Genomic DNA, 20463 nt, shown 5'->3' on the forward strand with positions numbered 1-20463 from the left:
TCGGGGGACGGGTCTACGGTGATTTTCATGGCAACGACACTGAACCCCTACATCCAGTTCGCCGACAACGCGCGCGAGGCGCTGGAGTTCTACCAGGGCGTCTTCGGCGGTGACCTCACCATCTCGACGTTCGGCGACTTCGGCGACCCCGGCGAGGCCGACCCCAACGGGGTGATGCACGGCCAGCTCGAGTCCAGCGGCTTGACGCTCATGGCCTCCGACACCCCACCCGGCATGCCCGGCTCCCAGGGCTCCCAGATCTCGATCAGCCTTTCCGGTGACGACAGCGGCGAGCTCCACGGCTACTGGGACAAGCTGTCCGAGGGCGGCCAGGTCATGGTGCCCCTCGAGAAGCAGATGTGGGGCGACGAGTTCGGCATGTGCACCGACCGCTTCGGCATCGGCTGGATGGTCAACATCGCCGGCCAGCAGCCCACCGCCGAGTGAGCGACGCCCTTCCGAGCGGAGGTATGCCGCTCGCTCGCCTCGTCGAGGCGGCCGACGCGCTCGTGGCGACGCGTTCGCGGACCGCGAAGACCGAGGTGCTCGCCGGGGTGCTGCGTGCCCTGACCCCCGACGAGGCCGAGGCGGCCGTGGGTTTGCTGCTGGGCAGCATCCGGCAGGGCTCGATCGGGCTGGGCCACCGGACCGTGCTCACCGCCAGGGACGCCGCGACCCCGTCGAGCGAGCCGCTGCTCACCGTCGGCGACGTCGACGCGGTGCTCGACGAGATCGCCGGCCTGTCCGGCTCCGGCTCGGTGGGCACGCGTCATGCAGCACTCGTCTCCCTCCTCGAGCGGGCGACCGCGCCGGAGCAGGAGCACCTGGTCCGCGCCCTGACCGGCGAGATGCGCACCGGCGCCCTCGAGGGGGTGCTCACCGACGGGCTCGCCAAGGCCGTCGGGCTCCCCCTGGCCGACGTCCGGCGTGCGGTCATGCTGAGCGGCTCGCTGCCCGGCACCGTCCGGCTCGCCCTCGCCTCGCCCGAGGAGCTCGCGGGGGTCGGGCTGGCCGTTCTCACCCCCATCCAGCCGATGCTCGCCTCGACCGCCGCCGACGTTGGGGCCGCCCTGCTCGTCACCGGCGAGGCGTCGGTCGAGCACAAGCTCGACGGTGCCCGCATCCAGGTGCACCGCAGCGGGTCGGAGGTGCGGGTCTACACCCGGTCGCTGGCCGACGTCACGGCCCGGGTTCCCGAGATCGTCGAGGTGACGCTGGCGCTGCCGGTCGAGTCGGTCATCCTCGACGGCGAGACGCTCATGCTCGACGACGACGGCTCGCCCCGCCCCTTCCAGGACACGATGAGCCGGTTCGGGGCCGACGAGTCGCGCGAGCAGGTGCTCGCGCCCAGGTTCTTCGACGTGCTGCACGTCGACGGCGAGGACCTCATCGACCGACCGCTCTCGGAGCGCCTCGCGGTGCTGGAACGGATCGGGCCGGCATACCGGATCGCGGGCGAGGTGACCTCCGATCCCGAGGTGGCCGACCGTGTCTCCCGTGACGCCCTCGCTGCGGGTCACGAGGGCGTCATGGTCAAGGCGATCGACTCGACTTATGCCGCGGGGAGGCGGGGCAAGCACTGGGTCAAGGTCAAGCCGGTGCACACCTACGACCTCGTCGTGCTCGGGGTCGAGGGCGGGTCCGGGCGGCGCAAGGGGTGGCTGTCGAACCTGCACCTCGGCGCGCGCGACCCCGAGGGCGAGTTCGGCCCGCCGGGCGGCTTCGTCATGGTGGGCAAGACCTTCAAGGGGCTCACCGACGAGCTGCTGCGGTGGCAGACCGAGACCTTCCCCGACTTCGGCACCGACGACAACGGCTGGGCGCTGACAATGCGGCCCGAGGTCGTCGTCGAGATCGCCATCGACGGGGTGCAGCGTTCGTCGCGCTACCCGGGCGGGGTGGCGCTGCGGTTCGCCCGGGTCAAGCGCTACCGCGTGGGCATCGACGCGAAGCCGGCGAGCGAGGCCGACACCATCCAGTCGCTGCGCGCCCTGCTGCGCTGACCCATCCGCCCGGCTTCCCCGCTCCGAACTCCTGACGTGGCCACCTCATCACCGTTCCTGACCCGCTTCGACGGGCCGGAGTCCCCGAACGCCCTCATCCTCATGCTCCACGGGGGCAAGCCGCGATCTGCCGACGTCGTCGGCGACGGCAGCGCCTCGTGGCAGCGCACCGCATGGATGGCGCGCTCGATCGCCGGCCGCGCCCACGAGTCCGGCGCCGCGGTGTGGCTGCTCCGCTACGCCGCCCGCGGGTGGAACGGCGGCGCTGACCGGGTCGCCGATGCCCGGTGGGCCCTCGATGAGGTCCGGGCCTCCCACGGCGACCGCCCGGTCATCCTCCTCGGCCACTCGATGGGCGCCAGGGTCGCGGTGCACGTGGCCGACGACCCCTCTGTGGTCGGCGTCGTCGCCCTCGCACCCTGGTGGGACCGCACCGACCCGGTGCACACGCTCGCCGGGCGATCGCTCGTCGCCGCCCACGGCCGGCGCGACCGGCTCACCTCCTTCACGCGGACGCGGGAGTACGTCGCGCGCGCCCGGTCGGTGGCCGCGCACGCCGAGCTCGTCGACATGGGCCCGCTGGGGCACTACATGCTCAAGGGCGCCGGCGACTGGGACGACGTCGCGATCGAGTCGTCCCTGCGGATCCTCACCCCCTCCCGCTGACCCCTGCTGCCGGACGGGGGTCAGGAGGCGAGGACGGCGGCCGGGGTGGTCGTCGCGGCGGTGAGGGCGTCGGCCTCGGCGACGCCCGCGACCTCGACGGCCCAGCGCACGCACTCGGCCAGTGTCGACGTCGAGCCGGCGATCGAGCCGCGGCCCGACCCGCCGTCGGCCAGCCGGGCCACGCCGCCCGACACCTCGACCTCGAGGGGCCCGATCTCGAAGGCGCCATCGCCGAGACCGGTCGCGGCCATGGCGTCGGAGACGAGCGCGACGTGCTCGGGCCCGACCGTCTCGAACACCATCCGGACGACCTCGGTGCCGACGTGCACCCCGTCAGTGATGAGCTCGACGACGCAGTCCCCTCGCGCCGCCGCCGCGAGCGCCGCCGCGACGGGACCGCCGGCACGGTGGTGGAAGGGCGGCATACCGTTGAAGAGATGGGTCACGAGCGGCGGACGACCGCACGCGTCCGCGATCGACGCCAGCGCCGCGGAGATGACGTCCGCGGAGGCGTCCGTATGCCCGACCGCGGGGAGGATGCCGTGTCGTGCCAGTGCAGCGACCAGCTCGCCGGAACCGGGGCGCTCGGGCGCGAACGTCCACTGCACCAGCGCGTTCGGGGCCCCCGCCTCGGCGCAGGTCGTGACGAGCGACTCCACGAGGGCGAGGTCGGGGTCGGTGAGGACCGACGGGTCGTGGGCGCCGCGGCGCTCCTCCGAGAGGAACGGTCCTTCGAGGTGGATGCCGGCCAGCGTCCCTGCGGCGACCAGCGGCGCGAGCGTCGCGACCTGCCCGACGAGGGTGTCGGGGCGGGCCGACACCAGCGAGGCGACGACGGACCCGACGCCAGCCGAACGGTGGTGCGCCACCGCCGCGGCCGAACCCTCCGCGTCGTGCCCGAACTCGTGGCCCAGGGCGCCGTGACAGTGCAGGTCGACGAGTCCGTTCACGCGCCCCAGCCTAGGGCTGCGGAGCAGGCACCTACCGGACCGCCGTCAGCTGCAGGCGGTGTCGTCGCGGGCGAGCAGGTCGCTGACGACCTGACCCCACGGCATGTCGATGAAGCCCTTGATCTCCGCGATCCGCCGGGCGATGGCACCAGGGTCACCGGTGGCCTGCGGGACGAAGACGACCCCCACGCACGAGGCGTTGTTGGAGGGACCGTCGGCCGCCGCCGAAGCGGGGGACGCGAGGGCGACCGAGCCTGCGAGAGCGAGTGCGGCAGCTGCTGAGCAGATCGTGGTGCGGCGCATGTCGTGCTCCTTGGTCATGGTGGGTCGGCCACCGGGTGTGGCCTCGACTCCCACCGAGCGAGGTGCTCAGGAGCCGCTCCCTGAGCCGATGCTAGGGCTGGGCCGGCATCCGCGACTCGGCTTTCGGGACAACCGACCAAGAGCCCGCAACCCCGCGCCTTGTGTGACTGAGGCAGACGAGGCGCGGGTTACTTGACGGAGCCGGCGGTGAGGCCTCCGACGAGGTGCTTCTCGATGAGCGCGAAGAGGATGACCACGGGCACGACCGCGATGACCGAGGCGGCGAAGAGCTGGTCCCAGTTCTGCTCGTAGCCGGTGACGTAGGACCGGAAGCCCACGGTGAGCGGTTTCTTCGAGTCGTCGATGATGAGCGTGAGCGCGACGACGTACTCGTTCCACGCGGCGATGAAGGTGAAGATCGTCGCCGTGACGAGGCCCGGCAGGGTGAGCGGCAGCATGATCTTCCGCAGCGACTGCCAGCGCGAGACGCCGTCGAGCAGCGCCGCCTCCTCGATCTCCGTCGGGATGGACGAGAAGAAGCCGTGCAGGATCCAGACCGCGAACGCGAGGTTGAACGCCGCGTTGGTGAGGATCAGTGCGGCGTACGTGTTGATGAGGTTGAGCTCGAAGAACTCGCGGTAGAGACCGACGACGAGAGCGGTCGGCGAGAACATCTGGGTGATGAGCACGAGCAGGAGGAACGGCGTGCGGCCGGGGAACTTGTAGCGCGCGGTCATGTAGGCGGCGGGCACCGCCACGAGGACGACGATCGCCGTCGAGGCGAGACCGACGAGCAGGGAGGTCCGCAGCCAGGCGAGGAAGCGCTCGTCACCCAGCACGTCGGCATACGTCGACCACTGCCATACCCGCGGGAGGAACGAGGGCGGGGTCGCCTTGTTGTCCGAGGACGAGCGCAGCGAACCGAGCAGCATGACGACGTAGGGCAGGAGGAAGGTGATGGCGAGCAGCGCGCCGGCGACCGAGAGCCCCCAGCGACGGCCCCGGGACTGCGTGACCGCGCTCATCGGGTCTCCTCGCGCCAGTTGACGATCTTCAGGTAGATCCCGACGACGACGAGGATGAGCAGGACGTTGATGACGCCGGCCGCGGCCGACATGCCCACGTCCTTCTCCTGGCTCTTGAAGGCCAGCTTGTACATGAACGTGATCGTCGTGTCGTGCAGGTAGCCCGGGTTGCGGTCGTTGAGCGTGTAGACGATCGGGAAGCTGTTGAAGACGTAGATGACGTTGAGCACCGTGGCGACGAGCAGGGCCGGGCGCAGCAACGGCAGGGTCACGCGGCGCCAGCGCTGCCACGGCGACGCACCGTCGACGACCGCCGCCTCGTGCACGTCGTCGGGGATCGCGTTGATGCCCGCGATGAAGACGAAGATCGTGAACGGCAGCGAGACGAAGACCCCGACGAGCACCATCGAGGCCATCGTCCAGGAGTCGTCGCCGAGGAAGTCGATCGAGGTCTCGATGAGGCCGATCGACTTCAGGGCGTGGTTGATCAGCCCGTAGTTGTAGTCGTAGAGCAGGACGAACAGCTGCGCCGTGATGACGAGCGAGGCCGCCCACGGCACGATGATCGCCCACCGCACGAACCGCCGGCCGGGGAAGCTCTTGACGAGGAACTGCGCGAGCCCGAGGGAGATGACGATCGTCAGCGCGACGACGGCGACGACCCAGACCACCGTGTTGGTGAGGACGGTGCCGAGGTCCGGGTGCTCGAGGACCTTGGTGTAGTTGTCCCACCCGGCGCCGCCCTTGCGCAGCCCCGTGATGGAGTACTCGCCGCGCGAGGCCTGGAAGAGCATCACCGCGGGGAAGAGCACCACACCGAAGATCAGGGCGAGCGACGGCGCGAGCCACGCGAGGGCGATGAGCGGACGAACGCGCCCCACGGCATACCCGTTCGAGGTATGCCGTGGGGCGGGTGTGCGGGTCGTGCTCACTTGCTCGCTTCAGCGGTCTTCTGGAGCCCGTCGAGGACGGCCTTGGGGTCGCCGGACATGGCGCCACCGAGGTTCTGCTGGACCGCGAGCTTGACCTTGTCCCACGCGGGGTCGTCGGTCGGGGTGAGCTGCGCGTTGGGCAGCGTGTCGAGGTAGACCTTGAGCTTGGGGTCGGACTGGAACTTCTCCACCCCGGTCTTGGTCACCGGGAGGAAGCCCTCCTTCTCGATGAAGGTGTTGATCTGGTCAGGCTGGTAGTAGAGCTCGTAGAACGCCTTGACGGCCTTCTCGTTGCCCGGCTTCTTGAACGCCATGAGGTAGTCCGTGACACCGAACGTCTTGCTCTCCGTCCCGTCGTTGCTCGGGAACGGCGCGACGACGTAGTTGACCTTCTTGTCCTTGTCGAGGTCACCGGCGAGCGGGCTGAACCCGACGACCATGCCGGCCTTGCCGGACTTGAAGAGGTCGAACGCGTCGGCACGGTTGGTGCGTGCCGGGTTGTTCTGGGTGAGCTTGGCGTCGGTGAGCTTCTTGAGGAAGGTGAGCGTCTCGACGTTCTGCTCCGAGTTGATCGCCCAGGAGTCGCCGTCCTTCCACGCGCCGCCGTTGTTGAACAGCCACATGGAGAACTCGCCCTGGCTCTCCTCGGGGCCGAGCGGGAGGGCGTAGCCGGCGTTCCCGCCGGGCAGTGCCGCGATCTTCTTCGCGCTGTCCTCGAGCTCGGTCCACGTCTTCGGCGGCCCGGCGATGCCGGCCTGCGTGAAGAGGTCGGCGTTGTAGAAGAGGGCGCGGGCGCTGGAGAGGTCGGGGAAGCCGTAGAACTTGCCGTCGTAGGTGCCGTACTTGACGAAGGTCTCGAGGATGTCGGACCTGACGTTGTCCGGCAGGACGGTGTCGGCGTCGTGGAGCAGGTCGTCCTTGGCGTAGCTCGCGTAGGCGTTGAGGTTGAGGATGTCCGGCGCCTGGTTGTTCTGGATCATCGTCGAGGACTGCTGGTCGATGGTGTCCCAGCTGACGACCTGCACCTCGAGGGTGTAGCCGGTCTTCTCCCTGTAGGTCTTCGCGAACGCGTCCCAGAAGGCCTTGGTGTTGTCCTTGGAGTACTCGGCGGCGACGAGCTTGATCGTCTTCGCCTCCTCACCCCCGGCGCTGCTGTCTCCGCCGCTGGCGTCCCCGGCGCCCGAACCGCCACCGCACGCTCCCGCGAACAGCACCGCGAAGGCGGCACCCGCGACCAGGGCGGACTTCCTTGTCGACCTCATGACTCTCCCATCAGCTCCCGGTTCTGTCGGTGCGCTGTGGTGCGCCCGGACCCGGCTGGGAGCCAACGTAAGGCGTGTTCGGGCGCTGCGCAATGACAAACGTGACCGAGATTGCCGATTTCCGATCACATTCGCGCATACGCGCGTCGGCGTATGCCGGACAGCCAGGTCGCGCCCGGCCGCCGGCTCAGCCCTCGGCGAGCGCCTTCTCGATGTCCTCGGTAAGGGACTCGGGGGTCGCGGTCGGGGCGTAGCGTGCGAGGACGCGGCCGTCGCGGCCGACGAGGAACTTCGTGAAGTTCCACTTGATCTTCGAGCCGAGGAGGCCGCCCTTCTCCTGGCGGAGCCACTGATAGAGCGGGTGCGCGCCGTCGCCGTTGACCTCGATCTTGTCGAACATCGGGAAGGTCACGCCGTAGTTGCGCTGGCAGACCGCGCCGATCTCCTCGGCGCCCCCCGGCTCCTGGCCGCCGAACTGGTTGCACGGGAAGCCGAGGACGACCAGGCCACGGTCCTCGTAGGCCTTCCACAGCTCCTCGAGCCCGGTGAACTGCGGGGTGAAACCGCACTCGGAGGCGGTGTTGACGACGAGGACGACCTTGCCGGCATACGCGCCGAGGTCCTGCTCCTCCCCCGTCAGGGTCGTCGCGGCAAAGTCGGACAGCGTCTGTTCGGGCATGGGTTGAGCGTAAGCGCCCCGGCTGTCAGACGCAGTGCACGGTCGCACCGCTAGCGCGCAGCCCGCGGACCTGCTCGTGCGTCTCGGGCGCCGTGGTCACCACGTGGGTGATCTCGGTGGCGGCGCAGATCTGGGTGAAGGCCCGCTCACCGAGCTTGGACTCGGCCGCGACGACGATGACGTCCCGGGCGCGCTCCACCATGAGGCGGGAGACCGCGGCCTCGTCCTCGTGCGAGCAGGTCGCGCCCTCACGCACGGCCAGGCCGTTGACGCCGAGGATGACGACGTCGATCCACAACTGGCTGAGTCCGGCGGCGGCGAGGGGCCCGGTGACCTCGTACGACTCGGGGCGGGGGATCCCGCCGAGACTGACGCAGCGGACGTGCGGGCGCAGCACCGCCTCGACCGCGATGTTGAGCGCACTCGTGACGAGCGTGAGGCCGGGCGTGCGCAAGTCGTCCCGGGCCGTGAGCCGACGGGCGACCGTGGTCGTCGTCGTGCCGCCGTTCATCGCGACGACGGCGCCCGGGGCGACGAGGGCGGCAGCGGCCCTGGCGATGCGGTCGAGGTCGGTGTCGTGCTGGGTGGACCGGTAGCGGTAGGGCAGCTCGTAGGCGACCGACGACGCCACCACCCCGCCGTGGTTGCGGGTGACGAGCTGGCGGCGGCTGAGCTCGGCGAAGTCGCGCCGGATCGTCGCCTCCGAGACGTCCAGCTCCTCCGCGGCGGCGCTGACGCTGAGCCCGCCGCGCGTGGCCAGCAGGTCGAGGATCGCGGACAGCCGCGAGGCGCGGTGGCGCGGACCGTCGTTGACCGCCTCGCTGGTGGGAAGCATGGGGGGACTCTACGCGCAGTTCGCGCACCCCGTTGGGGTTGTCGTGCATGACTCTGCCCACTTAGGGTGTGGCTCGATCAGTTTCGCGCAGCCCACCCCCGACGTGAGGACGTTCCGTGACCCACCTCGAGCAGGAGATCGCCACCCAGCCCGACGACTGGGCCGCCGCCGTGGCCCGCCTCCCCCTCGTCGCCGACCTCCTCCCCCGCGCCGGCGAGCGCGTGGCGACGATCGGCTGCGGCACGTCGTGGTTCATGGGCCAGGCGTATGCCGTCCTGCGCGAGTCCCTGGGTCAGGGCGTCACCGACGCGTTCGCGGCGAGCGAGCACCAGCTGGCCCGCGGCTACGACCGGGTCGTCGTCATCACCCGGTCGGGGACGACGTCCGAGGTCATCGAGGTCGTCGAGGCGCTCAACGCCACGGGCACCCCGCACGTCGCGATCGTCGCAACCGAGGGCACCGCCGTCGCCGAGTCCGCTGCGTCGACGATCCTTCTGCCCGAGGTCGACGAGCAGTCGGTCGTGCAGACCCGCTTCGCCACGACCGTCCTCGCCCTCCTGCGCGCCTCCCTCGGCGAGTCGCTCGATGCGGCGATCGCCGACGCGCGTGCGGTGCTCGCAGAAGGCGACGACACGGCATACGCCGGGTTGGCCGACGTCGAGCAGGTGAGCTTCCTCGGGCGCGGCTGGACCGTCGGCCTGGCGCACGAGGCCGCGCTCAAGCTGCGCGAGTCGGTGCAGTTCTGGGCGGAGTCCTACCCGGCGATGGAGTACCGGCACGGCCCGATCGCCATCGCCGCTCCCGGCCGCGCGACGTGGGCGATCGGCGAGGTGCCGGAGGGACTGGCCGAGCAGGTCCGGGCCACCGGGGCGCACTTCGAGCACCGCGACGTCGACCCGATGGCCGAGCTCGTGCGGCTGCACCGCTACTGCCTGGCGCGGGCGCTCGCCGCCGGCATCAACCCGGACGAGCCCCGCAACCTCACCCGGTCGATCATCCTCGACGACGCTCCCTGATGAGCCTGACCACACTCGCGCCGCTGCTGGCCGAGGCGCGTGCCGCCGGGCGGGCGGTGACGGCGTTCAACGTCATCCAGATCGAGCACGCCGAGGCGTATGCCGTTGCGGCGGAACGCTCCTCGCTCCCCGTGGTGATGCAGATCAGCGAGAACTGTGTCCGTTACCACGGCTCGCTGCGGCCCATCGCGGCGGCGACGCTGGCGATCGCGGAGGCGTGCGCCCAGCCGGTCGTCGTCCACCTCGACCACGCCGAGTCGGTCGACCTCGTCGACGAGGCGGTGCGGCTCGGCCTGACGTCGGTGATGTTCGACGGGTCGACGCTGCCCGACGAGGCGAACCGTGAGACGACGCGACGGGTGGTCGAGCAGTGCCACGCCGCGGGCATCTCCGTCGAGGCCGAGCTCGGCGAGGTCGGCGGCAAGGACGGGGTGCACGCGCCCGGGGCGCGGACCGACCCCGGCGACGCGGCGCGGTTCGTCGCGGACACGGGCATCGACGCCCTCGCGGTGGCGGTGGGGAGCTCGCACGCCATGACCGAGCGCGTGGCGGTGCTCGACACCGACCTCATCGCGGCCATCGCGGCGCAGGTGCCGGTGCCGTTGGTGCTGCACGGGTCGAGCGGCGTGCCGGACGACGGCCTCGTTGCCGCGGTGGCGGCCGGGATGACGAAGGTCAACATTGCCACCCACCTCAACCAGGTGTGGACCGAGGCGATGGTCGCAAGGCTGGAGTCCTCGCCGACCGTCGACACTCGGAAGTACCTCGGCGCCGCCCGCGACGCCGTCGCCGCCGAGGCAGAGCGCCTCCTCCGCCTCCTCGCCCGAACCTGACCCACCTCCCGCCCGGCCGCCCTTCGACATCTTTCGACCAATAGGGTCACGAACTGCCCGCGCGATTCGTGACCTATTGGTCGAAAGTTGTCCGGGGGAGGTCAGGCGGACAGGGAGGTCACTGGATCAGGAGCGGGTGGTGATCTCGACGTCGTCGAGGAGGGTGTCGACGTCGGTGCGGTCGATGACCCCGGCCACGGTCTGGCGGACGGCGGCGCCCGACCAGGCGACACCGACCCGGAGCGCCTCGGGCCAGTCGACCTCGTCGCGGGCGGTGCCGTCGAGACCGCAGGCGATCGCGGCAGTGAGCGCGTCCCCGGCGCCGGTGGCGTTGCCCTCGGAGGGGGTCCGCGGCCGCGCCTGGACGACCTGGCCGCTCGCGGTGACGAGGACGAGGCCGTCGGCGCCACGGGAGACGACCGCCGCCCAGGCGCCGAGGTCGACCAGCGCCCGCGCCGCCTCCTCGGCATCGGTGGCGCCGGTCATCGACGCGGCCTCTGAGGCGTTGGGCTTGACAAGGGCTGGGGTGGTGCGGAGGACCTCGCGTACCCAGTTGCCGCGTCCGTCGAGGACGAGCTCGGCGCCCGCCTCGGCCGCCGTCCGGCACAGGTCGACGAGGACGTCGTCATTGGTGAAGGGCGGCAGGCTGCCGGAGACGGCGAGCACGTCGCCGGGGGTGACGCTGGTACCCAGGATGCCGGTGATCTCGTCCCAGACCTCCTGGGGCTGCACGTCACCCTGCTCGTTGAGGACCGTGGCCCTCCCGTCGGCGCTGAAGACGCTCACCGACCGGCGGGTGGCGGCCGGTGACTCGACGTGCCGCAGCCGCAACCCGCGCTGGGCCGCGTCCTCGATGAAGAAGTCGCGCTGGCGCTCGCCGATCGGCGCGATGGCGACGTGCTCGACCCCCATGCAGGCCAGGACCCCGGCGACGTTGAGGCCCTTGCCGCCGGCGTGCACGCCGGTGACGGACACGCGGTGGCTCTCGCCGACGTGCAGCCGCGGCACGGCATACGTGATGTCGAGAGCCGGGTTGGGGGTCAGGGTGAAGATCACGCGGCGGCCTCCAGGGCGAGAAGGGTGGCTCCGAGCGCGCCCGCGCGGTCTCCGAGCGCGGCCCGCGAGACGGTGATCCGGTCGTGCCCGAGGGCGCTGACGAGCCTGTCGCGCAACGGTTCCAGCAGGACGGCGCCCGACTGAGCCAAGCCGCCTCCGACGAGGACGACGCGGGTCCCGGCCGCGGCGCACACCGGGGCGATGACGCGGACAAGGGCGTCGATGGCGCCGTGCCAGAGACGGACTGCCTCGGGGTCACCCTCGGCGACGGCCCGGCTGAGGGTCTCGGCGTCACCCTCGCGCCCGAGCTCGCGCCACGCGCGACCGAGGGCCGAGGCGCTCGCGACCGCCTCGAGGCAGCCGAGTCGACCGCAACCGCACAGGGGGCCGTCGGGCTGGACCGTGACGTGGCCGATCTCGCCGGTCCACTCGGTGCCCGCGACGACCCGCCCGGAGGCGAGCAGGGCGCTGGCGATGCCGGTGCCGAGCGGCACGAACAGGGCATCGGGGACGCCCTGGGCCGCGCCGACGTGGAACTCCGCCAGCAGCCCGGCGCGCACGTCGTGCCCCACGGCGACCGGCACGTCGAACCGGGCGAGCAGCAGGTCGCGCAGGGGCAGGTCGCGCCAGCCGAGGTTCGCCGACCACGACGCCGACCCGCTGGCCTCGTCGACGAGCCCGGGCACGACCGCGCCGACCGCCGCAAGCCGGCCGTCGACCCCCTCGGCGCGGGCCGCGTCGAGCAGAGCCGTGACGGTCTCGACGATGACGTCGACGACACCTGCCCCGGGACGCTCCGGCGTGGATGCCGTGTGCGACAACAGGACTGAGCCCTCGTCGTCGGCGAGGACGGACTTCACCCGGGTCCCCCCGACGTCGACTCCCGCCATCAGCCTCATCGCCACCGCGTCAGTCTAGGCGGGAGCGGTCGCGCGCCGGACGGGCCCGGCCGGTCGCCGATGCGGGGAATGCGAGCGCTTACGAGTAGTGTTCTCGTCAGCGGTCCTGTCTGTTCTGCCACGGACTGCTTCTTTCTTTCTCACTGTCGATGCCGATGCGCCGCGACCGAGGGACCCACGACGACGCCAACACCGCTGTTGGTCCGTGCGTCACATCTCGGAACGTGCCGGGCAGAACCGACTGCATCAGAACTCTCTGGAGTACTCCTTCGTGTCCACTGACACCACCCTGACCCGTCCCACGACCACCTCGGGCTTCGCCGCCCTCGGCGTCCCCGACTCCCTCGTCCGCGTCCTCGCCGACCGCGACATCACCTCGCCGACGCCGATCCAGACCGCGACGCTCCCCGACAGCCTCGCCGGCCGCGACGTCCTCGGACGCGGCCGAACCGGTTCGGGCAAGACCTACGCCTTCGTCTTGCCGGTGCTCGCGCGCCTCGCCACCGACGGCCGCCGCCGCCAGGCCAAGCGCCCCCGCGCCCTCATCCTCGCCCCGACCCGCGAGCTCGCCACCCAGATCGACGAGGCGCTGGCCCCGCTGGCGCAGGCCCTCGGCCTGACGTCCAAGACCGTCTTCGGCGGCGTCGGCCAGGGCCCGCAGGTCTCGGCCATCGCCCGCGGCGTCGACGTCGTCGTCGCCTGCCCGGGCCGGCTCGAGGACCTCATCGGCCAGGGCCACGTCAACCTCGACGCGGTCGAGATCACCGTGCTCGACGAGGCCGACCACATGGCCGACCTCGGCTTCCTCCCCGTCGTCAAGCGCATCCTCGATCGCACCCCGCGTGACGGCCAGCGGATGCTGTTCTCGGCCACCCTGGACGGCGCCATCAACACCCTCGTCAAGCGCTACCTGTCCTCCCCGAAGACGCACGAGGCCGACTCGGCCCAGTCGCCGGTCTCTACGATGAGCCACCACGTCCTCCACGTGACCGCGGACGGGCACCTCCCCGTGCTCGTCGACCTCGTCGCCGCTCCCGGCCGCACCGTCGTCTTCACGCGCACCAAGCACCGCGCCAAGAAGATCGCGCGCCAGCTCAACGCCGAGGGCATCCCCGCGGTCGAGCTGCACGGCAACCTCAGCCAGAACGCACGCACCCGCACCATGGACGCCTTCCACGCGGGCACGGCGCAGACCCTCGTCGCCACCGACATCGCGGCCCGTGGCATCCACGTCGACGACGTGGGCCTCGTCATCCACGCCGACCCGCCGGTCGAGCACAAGGCCTACCTGCACCGCTCCGGTCGCACCGCTCGGGCGGGCGCCTCGGGCACCGTCGTCACGCTGATGACGGATGACCAGGTTCGCGACGTGCGCGACCTCACCCGCAAGGCCGGCATCTCTCCGACCACCACCAAGGTCAACTCCTCGCACCCGCTCCTCACCGAGCTGGCACCGGGCGAGCGCTCCTTCCCCGGTGGCTTCGTCACCCCTGGTGGCTCGCAGGGCGAGACCCAGCGCTCCGGTGGGGGCCAGCGTTCGGGTGGGGGCCAGCGTTCCGGTGGACAGCGTTCCGGCGCGGGCCGCTCCGGCGGTCAGGGCGGGCAGCGCTCCGGCACCTCCCGCAACGCTTCCTCCGCACGCGGTGGTTCGTCCACCACGCGCGGCGGTCAGGCCTCCTCGGGCCAGCGCACCGGCGGCCAGCGCAGCGGTGGCGGCCAGCGTTCCGGTGCCGGCCGCGCGGGCAGCACCGGTGGCGCCGCGGCGTTCTCGTCGCAGTCCCGCGGCTACCGAGGCTGACGCTCACCTCCTCGCATTACCCGCTGTGCACTGCTGCGCCCTCGCGCAGCAGTGCACAGCGCCCTTTCGGGACCACACGGCATACCGCGCGGAGAGCGCGACCACAACCGGCCGCGAGCGCCACGCCCAGCGGGTAGCGTCGGCACCCGCGATCCCACCCCGTCACAGGAGCCGTCCATGGAGTCCAGCACCCTCGCCGTCAGCGCTGTCGATGGCACCTCGCTGCACACCTACCGCTGGCTGCCGGACGGTCCGACGCACGGGGTGGTGCAGATCGTGCACGGCATGGCCGAGCACGCCGCCCGCTACGAGCGGTTCGCCGAGGCGCTGACCGGTGCCGGCTACGCGGTGTATGCCCACGACCAGCGCGGGCACGGGCACACCGCGGCCAAGGCGGACCACGGGATCTTCGCCGACCGCGACGGCTGGTCCACCGTCGTCGCCGATGTCAGCACGGTGACCGAGTTCGCCCAGACCGAGCACCCCGGCCTCCCCGTCGTGCTCTTCGGCCACAGCATGGGGTCGTTCGTCAGCCGCGCCTACGCCGCGCTGCACAGCGCCCGGCTCGCCGGCCTCGTCCTCTCCGGGACCGGGGGCAACCCGGGCCCGCTCGCCGCGGTCGGCAAGGCCGTCGCCGGCGTCCAGTCGCGTGTGCGCGGTCGTCGCCACCAGTCCGGACTGATGACGAAGCTGACCTTCGGGCAGTACAACGCGGCGTTCAAGCCGGCGCGCACCGACTTCGACTGGCTCTCGCGTGACGAGGCAGAGGTCGACAAGTACGTCGCCGATCCCCTGTGCGGCAACGTCTTCAGCGCGGCGTTCTATGCGGACCTGCTCGGCGGGCTCCAGCAGATCAACCGGAGCGCCGCCTTCGCCGCCGTGCCCCGCGACCTGCCGGTCCTCGTCTTCTCCGGCTCCGCGGACCCGGTGGGTGGCGGCGGCAAGGGCGTGCGCGAGGTGGCGGAGGCCTACCGCTCCGCCGGGCTCTCCGACGTCACGCTGACGATCTACCCGGACGCACGTCACGAGATGCTCAACGAGACCAACCGTGACGAGGTCACCGCAGACGTCATCGCCTGGCTGGACGCCCACCTGCCGGCGCGCGACTGATGCTCCGATGGGTCGGGCGGTATGCCGTCGCAGCCGCGGCGTTCGGCGTGCTCGACGGTCTGTGGCTGGGGATCGTCGCGCGCCCGCTCTACGACTCACAGCTGGGGAGTCTCCTGGCGGTGGAGCCGAACGCGCTGGCCGCCGTGGCGTTCTACGTCATCTATGTCTTCGGGATCACGTACTTCGCCACCGGCCCGGCCCTGGCCGAGGAGTCGTCGCGACGCGCGCTCGTCTCCGGGGGGGTGCTCGGCTTCGTCGCCTACGCGACGTGGGACCTCACCAGCCTCGCGGTCATCGAGGGCTTCCCGGCATCCATCGTCGCCGTGGACCTGGCGTGGGGCACCGTCGCGACGGCGCTCGCCGCTGCCGTGACGTATGCCGTGTGCCGCCGGGTGCCCGCGCTCCGCTGAGCCGTCCGGCTCAGTTGCGCGCCTTGCGCCAGCCGGCCGCCTCTGCCGCCTGCTCGCTGCAGAACCAGCGCTCGCCCTTGCTCGCGGTGATGACGGTGACGTCGTAGCTGCCGCCACCGGGGACGTGGTAGATCCTCTCCCCCGACGACGAGATGTTGCCCTTGATGACGCAGCTCCCCGAGGGCCTGACCGGCGCCGCCGGGGCTGCGGTGGGCGCCGGTGCGACCGGTGCGACCGGTGCGACCGGTGCGGGAGCGGCGCACGCGGCGCTCCACACGCCGAGCCGCTTGCTCCGGGCCCGGTCCTGCGCGGCGCGGTAGGCGTCGCGGTGGGCGTAGGCCCGGTCGTAGGTGTACTCCTTGGCGAAGCCGCCCTCGATGAGGGCCTGTGCGACGAGCTTTCCGTCGGCGGTGACGACGTGTCGCAGCAGGCGGCCGTAGCGGTCGCGGTCGTCCTGGGTCGGGTCGCCCACCAGCTGCACCGAGCGGCTCTGCACCAGGCTCTGCATCCTGCTGGACGCCTTCTGCGACCAGCACTCCGCGCCCCTGAGCTCGGGAGCGTCGAGGCCGATGACTCGGACCCGCTCGGTCGTGCCGCCGACCCGGACCTTGATCGTGTCGCCGTCGGTGATGCCGACGACCGGGTGGAGCGTCGCACCGGGCCGGGCCGCCGTGGGTGCCGGACGGGGCGTCTGGGTGGGAGGTCGAGGCGTGGGGGCCGCGACGGTGGGCGGCGCCGATGGCGCGGGAGTCGGTGGAAGCGTCACCGTCACCGTGGGCGCCGGAGCCGTCGGGGTGGCTGGGCCCGGCGTGGTCGGGACCGCCGCCGGTGCAGGGGCCACGCCCGCCACGGTCGATGACGGGGACGACACCACACCGGCAAGCGCGAGGACACCGGACGCGCCGACGACGGAGAGCACGAGCCCGCACAGGCAGGCGACGACCACCACGAGCCGTCTCCCGGCCCGGGTCCCCTGACCACCGTTCCCCTGCACCCGGGAAATGTAGTCCGTGCTCCCGGGTCGCCGTGGCGCAACGGGGAATTTCAGGGGACCGGCAGGGCGCCGTGGTGCTCGAACCTCATCCGACGATGCGGGACTCGCGGTCGTAGTTCTTGCCGAGGAACTGAGGCACCAGGGCCCAGCGCAGCGCGAAGACCATGACGAGCAGCGTCGCGACGTAGGGCAGCATCGACACGAACTGGTGGGGGATGCCGATGCCGGAGACCTGCGCCCGCTGGGCGAGCACGTCCATCGCGGCGAAGAACGCCGCCCCGGCGAGGATGAACTGCGGCCGCCAGCCACCGAAAAAGGCCAGCGCGATCGCGAGCCACCCGCGACCGGCGACGATCCCGTCGGCATACACGCCGGAGAAGACCATGGGCAGGTAGGCGCCACCGACGGCCATGAGCGCGGCTCCGACCGTGCCCGCCCACATGCGGGTCCGGGCCACGTTGATGCCGAGCGAGTCGGCGGCCTTGGGGTTCTCCCCGACCGAGCGCAGGCGCATGCCGGCGTCGGTGCGGTAGAGCCACCACCAGAGGAACACGGACAGGCCGATCGCCACGAAGACCATAGCGTCCTGCCCGAGGACGAGGTCGGGCAGCGGCTTGATGCGCGGGGGCTCGTCGTTGCCGATGACGATCCGGTAGAGGAGCGAGGCGGTGCCGCCGGCGAGGAAGAAGAGGGCGAGCCCCACGACGAACTGGTCGAGCCGCAGTGAGGTGGTTGCCCAGGACAGGATGAACCCGACGACGGCCCCGGCGAGGGCGGCCACGACGAGGCCGACGAGGTTGCCGCCCATCTTGAGCGAGACGAGGTAGCCCACCGCGGCACCGAGGAGCATGAGCCCTTCCTGCGCGACGTTGAAGATGCCGGCCCGACCGCTGAGCATGGTCCCCTGCGCGACGAAGAGGAACGGCACCATCGCCGTGATCGTGAGGGTGAGGAACTCGGTCATGCGAGGGCTCCCTTGGCGGCGCGTGAGGCTCGTGCCCGCCGGAACCGTTCGGTCGCGACGTCGGACATGAGGAGGAAGAGCAGGATGAGCCCCTCGAGGATGAGCACGATCTCGACCGGCGCCCCGGAGACGCGCTGCATCGAGCCGGCGCCGACCTCGAGGACGGCGATGCCGAACGCGACGAACGGCACGGCCGTGAGGGAGCCGCGGGCGATGAGCCCGATGATGATGCCGAGCAGGAGGAAGTTCGATTGGACGCCCTCGAGGGTGCGCTGGTGCACCCCGGCGACCTCGATGGCCCCAGCGAGCCCGGCCAGGGCTCCACCGACGACCATCGAGGTGACGGCGACCCGCCCGGTGCGGATGCCGTGCAGCTTGGAGGCGCGCTCGTTGAGGCCGACGGCACGCAGCTCGAAGCCGGCGACGCTGCGCCTGGCCATCACCGCCGCGACGACCGAGACGAGGACGACGAGGAGGACGCCCGTGTGCATCGGCGGCCGACCGATGCCGGGGAGGACGGCGCCCTCACCGACGGGCAGCGTCACGGCCCCGCCCGCGCCCGGGTCCGACCAGACGACCGACGCGACGTAGTCGAGCACCTCGAACGACACGAAGTTGAGCAGCACCGTCGACAGGATCTCGTTGATCTTGAAGGACTCCATGAGCCAGGCCGAGATCGCCGCCCAGACCGCACCGGCGAGGACGCCGACGACGATGACGAGCGGCAGCAGGACGACCAGCGGCAGGTCCGACAGCGTGATGCCGACAGCGGCGGCGCCGATGGTGCCGAGGATCATCTGGCCCTCGCCACCGATGTTGAAGCGCCCGGCGCCGAGAGGGATGGCGAACGCCAGCGAGAGCAGCGTCAGCGGCGCCCACTTGTGGAGCGTCTGCACGAACCCGGTCTGGTTGCGGAAGGAGTTGGTCAGCACCGCCCGGAACGCCCTGGTCGGGTCGTGCCCGAGGACGGTGATGATGATGCCGACGACGAGGAACGCAGCCAGCACCGCGACGACGTAGGGGATCGCGGCGAAGGCGAGCGAGCGAGCCCGCTGCGACAACGGCGGCGCGACGGCGACGTCGTCGACCTCGGTGGCACCCGGGCCCCGGGCGAGGTCGTTGCTCACGCGCCGACTCCTGTCATGAGGCGACCGAGGTCGTAGGGGTTGGCCTCGCCGCGAGGGAACTCGCCCACGAGTCGACCCGAGTAGGCGACGGTGACGCGGTCGGCGAGGGCGAGCACCTCGTCGAGGTCCTCGGAGATGACGATGACGACGCAGCCGTCGGCCGCGGCCCGGCGCACCCGGTCGTAGACGAACTGGGTCGAGCGGATGTCAAGGCCACGGGTGGGGTTGTGCAGGAGCAGGAGCTTGGGCTCGTGGGCGAACGCCCGCGCAAGGATGACGCGCTGGATGTTGCCGCCGGAGAGCTGGCCGCATGGGGTGGCGGCGCTCGGCGTCTTGACGCTGAACTCCTTGATCGCCTCGACCGCCTGGGCGCGCGCGGCCCGCCAGTTGATCATCCCGGCCTTGGACCGGGTCCGGTGCGAGCCGAGGACGAGGTTCTCGGTGATGCCGGCCCCCGGAAGGATGCCGTCCCGCTGCCGGTCCTCGGGGACGTAGACGACGCCTCTGCGCAGCCAGGTCGCGGTGGGCCGGCCGACGAGCTCCTCGTCGTCCACCGTGAGGGAACCGGTGGCCGTGCGGGTGCCGGTGAGCGCCTCGGCGAGCTCGCCCTGGCCGTTGCCGGCGACTCCGGCGATGCCGAGGATCTCGCCGGGGCGCAGCGACAGCGACACGTCGTCCACCAGCGGCTTGCCCCCGGGTCCTGCGACGGTGAGACCGCGGACGGTGACCCGTGCAGGGGTATGGGTCACCGTGTCCGCGGCCTCTCCCCCGGACCGACCTGCCGGCGCACCCGCGTCGGGGTGCCCCAGCGAGGCCTCGCCGAGCTCTTCCTCACCGAGGGCGACCTGCGCGGCCTCGGCCAGCGCCTTCGCCTCGGCGTCCCCACCCGCGACCTCGCCGATCATCGTGGCGGCGAGGTCGTCGGCCGTGGTGTCGGCCTTGTCGACCGTGGCGATCCAGCGGCCGTCGCGCATGACGGTCATGCGGTCGCAGACCTCCATGGTCTCGCGGATCTTGTGCGTGATGAGGACGACGGACATCCCGTCGTCGACGATGGCACGCATCGACGAGAAGAGGTCGTCGACCTCCTGCGGGGTGAGGTTGGTCGTGGGCTCGTCGAGGACGAGGATGCGGGCCCCCCGGTAGAGCGCCTTGAGGATCTCGACGCGCTGACGCACCCCGACCGGCAGGTCGGCGACGCGGGCGCCCGGGTCCACGGTCAGGCCGAACCGCTCGGACAGCTCGGTGATCCGCTGCGCCGGGGTCTGCGCGGAGCCGTCGGCCGCGGTGAGGGCGGAGGAGTCGGTGCCGAGCACGATGTTCTCGGCGACGGTGAACACGTCCACCTGGAGGAAGTTCTGGTGGACCATGCCGATGCCGTGGGCGATCGCGTCTCGCGGTGAGCGGATCTCGACCTCGCGACCGTCGACGGAGACCATGCCGGCGTCAGGCGCATAGAGGCCGTAGAGGACGTTCATCAACGTCGTCTTGCCGGCGCCATTGCCCCCGAGCAGGCCGTGGATCTCGCGTTCGGCGACGGTGAAGTCGACGTCGTCGAGGGCCACGACCGGCCCGAAGGTCTTGCGGATGCCGGCCATCCT

21 protein-coding genes are annotated in these 20463 nt (G+C 71.5%); 8 read left to right on the top strand and 13 right to left on the bottom strand.

Going from position 1 to position 20463, the window contains the following annotated elements; genetic code table 11:
- Nucleotides 1-27 precede the first annotated feature (27 nt).
- Genes ACOJV9_RS11420 through ACOJV9_RS11430 form a run of 3 tightly spaced genes read left to right on the top strand, consistent with a single transcriptional unit; the run spans nucleotide 28 to nucleotide 2669 of the window.
- A complete protein-coding gene (locus tag ACOJV9_RS11420) occupies nucleotides 28-447 on the top strand; it encodes a VOC family protein (protein ID WP_420185337.1) in 420 nt (139 codons plus the stop codon).
- A 23-nt stretch (nucleotides 448-470) separates the two neighbouring features.
- Complete coding sequence (locus ACOJV9_RS11425) at nucleotides 471-2003, top strand: ATP-dependent DNA ligase (RefSeq protein ID WP_420185418.1); 1533 nt, start codon at nucleotides 471-473, stop codon at nucleotides 2001-2003.
- Between the two features lie 36 nt (nucleotides 2004-2039).
- The gene (locus ACOJV9_RS11430) at nucleotides 2040-2669 is read left to right on the top strand and encodes an alpha/beta hydrolase (RefSeq protein WP_420185338.1); all 630 of its coding nucleotides are present in this window, start codon (nucleotides 2040-2042) and stop codon (nucleotides 2667-2669) included.
- 20 nt (nucleotides 2670-2689) lie between these two features.
- On the opposite strand, the gene ACOJV9_RS11435 is transcribed toward ACOJV9_RS11430, so the two are convergent.
- From ACOJV9_RS11435 to ACOJV9_RS11465, 7 genes are all read right to left on the bottom strand, one after another.
- Complete coding sequence (locus ACOJV9_RS11435; protein WP_420185339.1) at nucleotides 2690-3619, bottom strand: N-acetylglucosamine-6-phosphate deacetylase; 930 nt, start codon at nucleotides 3617-3619, stop codon at nucleotides 2690-2692.
- Between the two features lie 45 nt (nucleotides 3620-3664).
- Nucleotides 3665-3922, bottom strand: coding sequence for a hypothetical protein (locus ACOJV9_RS11440; RefSeq protein WP_420185340.1), 258 nt, complete (start codon nucleotides 3920-3922; stop codon nucleotides 3665-3667).
- Nucleotides 3923-4110: 188 nt separating this feature from the next.
- Complete coding sequence (locus ACOJV9_RS11445; RefSeq protein ID WP_420185341.1) at nucleotides 4111-4947, bottom strand: carbohydrate ABC transporter permease; 837 nt, start codon at nucleotides 4945-4947, stop codon at nucleotides 4111-4113.
- Nucleotides 4944-5879 carry a carbohydrate ABC transporter permease gene (locus ACOJV9_RS11450; protein WP_420185342.1) on the bottom strand — a complete coding sequence of 312 codons (936 nt, stop codon included), beginning with the start codon at nucleotides 5877-5879 and terminating at the stop codon, nucleotides 4944-4946. Before ACOJV9_RS11450 ends, ACOJV9_RS11445 begins: the two co-directional genes overlap by 4 nt.
- Nucleotides 5876-7141 (bottom strand): extracellular solute-binding protein, encoded by a 1266-nt coding sequence (locus tag ACOJV9_RS11455; protein ID WP_420185343.1) that lies wholly within the window; start codon nucleotides 7139-7141, stop codon nucleotides 5876-5878. Before ACOJV9_RS11455 ends, ACOJV9_RS11450 begins: the two co-directional genes overlap by 4 nt.
- A gap of 187 nt (nucleotides 7142-7328) precedes the next feature.
- Entirely contained in the window at nucleotides 7329-7820 is a 492-nt protein-coding gene (locus ACOJV9_RS11460) for a glutathione peroxidase (protein WP_420185344.1), read from the bottom strand.
- A 25-nt stretch (nucleotides 7821-7845) separates the two neighbouring features.
- Nucleotides 7846-8655 carry a DeoR/GlpR family DNA-binding transcription regulator gene (locus tag ACOJV9_RS11465; RefSeq protein WP_420185345.1) on the bottom strand — a complete coding sequence of 270 codons (810 nt, stop codon included), beginning with the start codon at nucleotides 8653-8655 and terminating at the stop codon, nucleotides 7846-7848.
- A 116-nt stretch (nucleotides 8656-8771) separates the two neighbouring features.
- Between ACOJV9_RS11465 and ACOJV9_RS11470 the strand changes: the two genes are divergently transcribed.
- Together ACOJV9_RS11470 and ACOJV9_RS11475 are read left to right on the top strand one after the other, a co-directional pair.
- Nucleotides 8772-9671 carry an SIS domain-containing protein gene (locus tag ACOJV9_RS11470; protein WP_420185346.1) on the top strand — a complete coding sequence of 300 codons (900 nt, stop codon included), beginning with the start codon at nucleotides 8772-8774 and terminating at the stop codon, nucleotides 9669-9671.
- Nucleotides 9671-10504 carry a class II fructose-bisphosphate aldolase gene (locus ACOJV9_RS11475; RefSeq protein ID WP_420185347.1) on the top strand — a complete coding sequence of 278 codons (834 nt, stop codon included), beginning with the start codon at nucleotides 9671-9673 and terminating at the stop codon, nucleotides 10502-10504. Before ACOJV9_RS11470 ends, ACOJV9_RS11475 begins: the two co-directional genes overlap by 1 nt.
- A 126-nt stretch (nucleotides 10505-10630) precedes the next feature.
- Here the strand turns inward: ACOJV9_RS11475 and ACOJV9_RS11480 are convergent, their stop codons facing one another.
- Entirely contained in the window at nucleotides 10631-11560 is a 930-nt protein-coding gene (locus tag ACOJV9_RS11480) for a 1-phosphofructokinase family hexose kinase (protein WP_420185348.1), read from the bottom strand.
- The gene (locus tag ACOJV9_RS11485) at nucleotides 11557-12459 is read right to left on the bottom strand and encodes an ROK family protein (RefSeq protein WP_420185419.1); all 903 of its coding nucleotides are present in this window, start codon (nucleotides 12457-12459) and stop codon (nucleotides 11557-11559) included. The genes ACOJV9_RS11480 and ACOJV9_RS11485 overlap by 4 nt, the downstream gene beginning before the upstream one ends.
- 271 nt (nucleotides 12460-12730) lie before the next feature.
- On the opposite strand from ACOJV9_RS11485, the gene ACOJV9_RS11490 reads away from it, so the two are divergent.
- The 3 genes from ACOJV9_RS11490 (at nucleotide 12731) to ACOJV9_RS11500 (ending at nucleotide 15777) form a co-directional block, all read left to right on the top strand.
- Nucleotides 12731-14257, top strand: coding sequence for a DEAD/DEAH box helicase (locus ACOJV9_RS11490; RefSeq protein ID WP_420185349.1), 1527 nt, complete (start codon nucleotides 12731-12733; stop codon nucleotides 14255-14257).
- Between the two features lie 177 nt (nucleotides 14258-14434).
- Entirely contained in the window at nucleotides 14435-15367 is a 933-nt protein-coding gene (locus ACOJV9_RS11495) for an alpha/beta hydrolase (RefSeq protein WP_420185350.1), read from the top strand.
- Nucleotides 15367-15777 carry a DUF2177 family protein gene (locus tag ACOJV9_RS11500; protein ID WP_420185351.1) on the top strand — a complete coding sequence of 137 codons (411 nt, stop codon included), beginning with the start codon at nucleotides 15367-15369 and terminating at the stop codon, nucleotides 15775-15777. Before ACOJV9_RS11495 ends, ACOJV9_RS11500 begins: the two co-directional genes overlap by 1 nt.
- 10 nt (nucleotides 15778-15787) lie before the next feature.
- On the opposite strand, the gene ACOJV9_RS11505 is transcribed toward ACOJV9_RS11500, so the two are convergent.
- The 4 genes from ACOJV9_RS11505 to ACOJV9_RS11520 all read right to left on the bottom strand — a co-directional run bounded on the left by ACOJV9_RS11505 (nucleotide 15788) and on the right by ACOJV9_RS11520 (nucleotide 20460).
- Nucleotides 15788-16771: a thermonuclease family protein gene (locus tag ACOJV9_RS11505; RefSeq protein WP_420185352.1), complete on the bottom strand. Its 984-nt coding sequence runs from the start codon at nucleotides 16769-16771 to the stop codon at nucleotides 15788-15790.
- 85 nt (nucleotides 16772-16856) lie between these two features.
- Nucleotides 16857-17735, bottom strand: a complete 879-nt coding sequence (locus ACOJV9_RS11510; protein ID WP_420185353.1) for an ABC transporter permease — start codon at nucleotides 17733-17735, stop codon at nucleotides 16857-16859.
- Nucleotides 17732-18862 carry an ABC transporter permease gene (locus tag ACOJV9_RS11515; RefSeq protein WP_420185354.1) on the bottom strand — a complete coding sequence of 377 codons (1131 nt, stop codon included), beginning with the start codon at nucleotides 18860-18862 and terminating at the stop codon, nucleotides 17732-17734. Before ACOJV9_RS11515 ends, ACOJV9_RS11510 begins: the two co-directional genes overlap by 4 nt.
- Nucleotides 18859-20460, bottom strand: coding sequence for an ABC transporter ATP-binding protein (locus ACOJV9_RS11520; protein ID WP_420185355.1), 1602 nt, complete (start codon nucleotides 20458-20460; stop codon nucleotides 18859-18861). Before ACOJV9_RS11520 ends, ACOJV9_RS11515 begins: the two co-directional genes overlap by 4 nt.
- Between the last annotated feature and the right edge of the window lie 3 nt (nucleotides 20461-20463).

Source organism: Knoellia terrae, from assembly GCF_048606435.1.
In the GTDB taxonomy this organism is placed as follows: domain Bacteria; phylum Actinomycetota; class Actinomycetes; order Actinomycetales; family Dermatophilaceae; genus Knoellia; species Knoellia terrae.

Excerpts from the sequence above, each read along its gene's own strand:
- ACOJV9_RS11445 (WP_420185341.1), bottom strand. The coding sequence starts at position 4,947 with ATGAGCGCGGTCACGCAGTCCCGGGGCCGTCGCTGGGGGCTCTCGGTC.
- ACOJV9_RS11425 (WP_420185418.1), top strand. The coding sequence starts at position 471 with ATGCCGCTCGCTCGCCTCGTCGAGGCGGCCGACGCGCTCGTGGCGACG.
- ACOJV9_RS11420 (WP_420185337.1), top strand. The coding sequence starts at position 28 with ATGGCAACGACACTGAACCCCTACATCCAGTTCGCCGACAACGCGCGC.
- ACOJV9_RS11500 (WP_420185351.1), top strand. The coding sequence starts at position 15,367 with ATGCTCCGATGGGTCGGGCGGTATGCCGTCGCAGCCGCGGCGTTCGGC.
- ACOJV9_RS11440 (WP_420185340.1), bottom strand. The coding sequence starts at position 3,922 with ATGCGCCGCACCACGATCTGCTCAGCAGCTGCCGCACTCGCTCTCGCA.
- ACOJV9_RS11475 (WP_420185347.1), top strand. The coding sequence starts at position 9,671 with ATGAGCCTGACCACACTCGCGCCGCTGCTGGCCGAGGCGCGTGCCGCC.
- ACOJV9_RS11495 (WP_420185350.1), top strand. The coding sequence starts at position 14,435 with ATGGAGTCCAGCACCCTCGCCGTCAGCGCTGTCGATGGCACCTCGCTG.
- ACOJV9_RS11465 (WP_420185345.1), bottom strand. The coding sequence starts at position 8,655 with ATGCTTCCCACCAGCGAGGCGGTCAACGACGGTCCGCGCCACCGCGCC.
- ACOJV9_RS11520 (WP_420185355.1), bottom strand. The coding sequence starts at position 20,460 with ATGGCCGGCATCCGCAAGACCTTCGGGCCGGTCGTGGCCCTCGACGAC.
- ACOJV9_RS11510 (WP_420185353.1), bottom strand. The coding sequence starts at position 17,735 with ATGACCGAGTTCCTCACCCTCACGATCACGGCGATGGTGCCGTTCCTC.
- ACOJV9_RS11455 (WP_420185343.1), bottom strand. The coding sequence starts at position 7,141 with ATGAGGTCGACAAGGAAGTCCGCCCTGGTCGCGGGTGCCGCCTTCGCG.
- ACOJV9_RS11485 (WP_420185419.1), bottom strand. The coding sequence starts at position 12,459 with ATGAGGCTGATGGCGGGAGTCGACGTCGGGGGGACCCGGGTGAAGTCC.
- ACOJV9_RS11460 (WP_420185344.1), bottom strand. The coding sequence starts at position 7,820 with ATGCCCGAACAGACGCTGTCCGACTTTGCCGCGACGACCCTGACGGGG.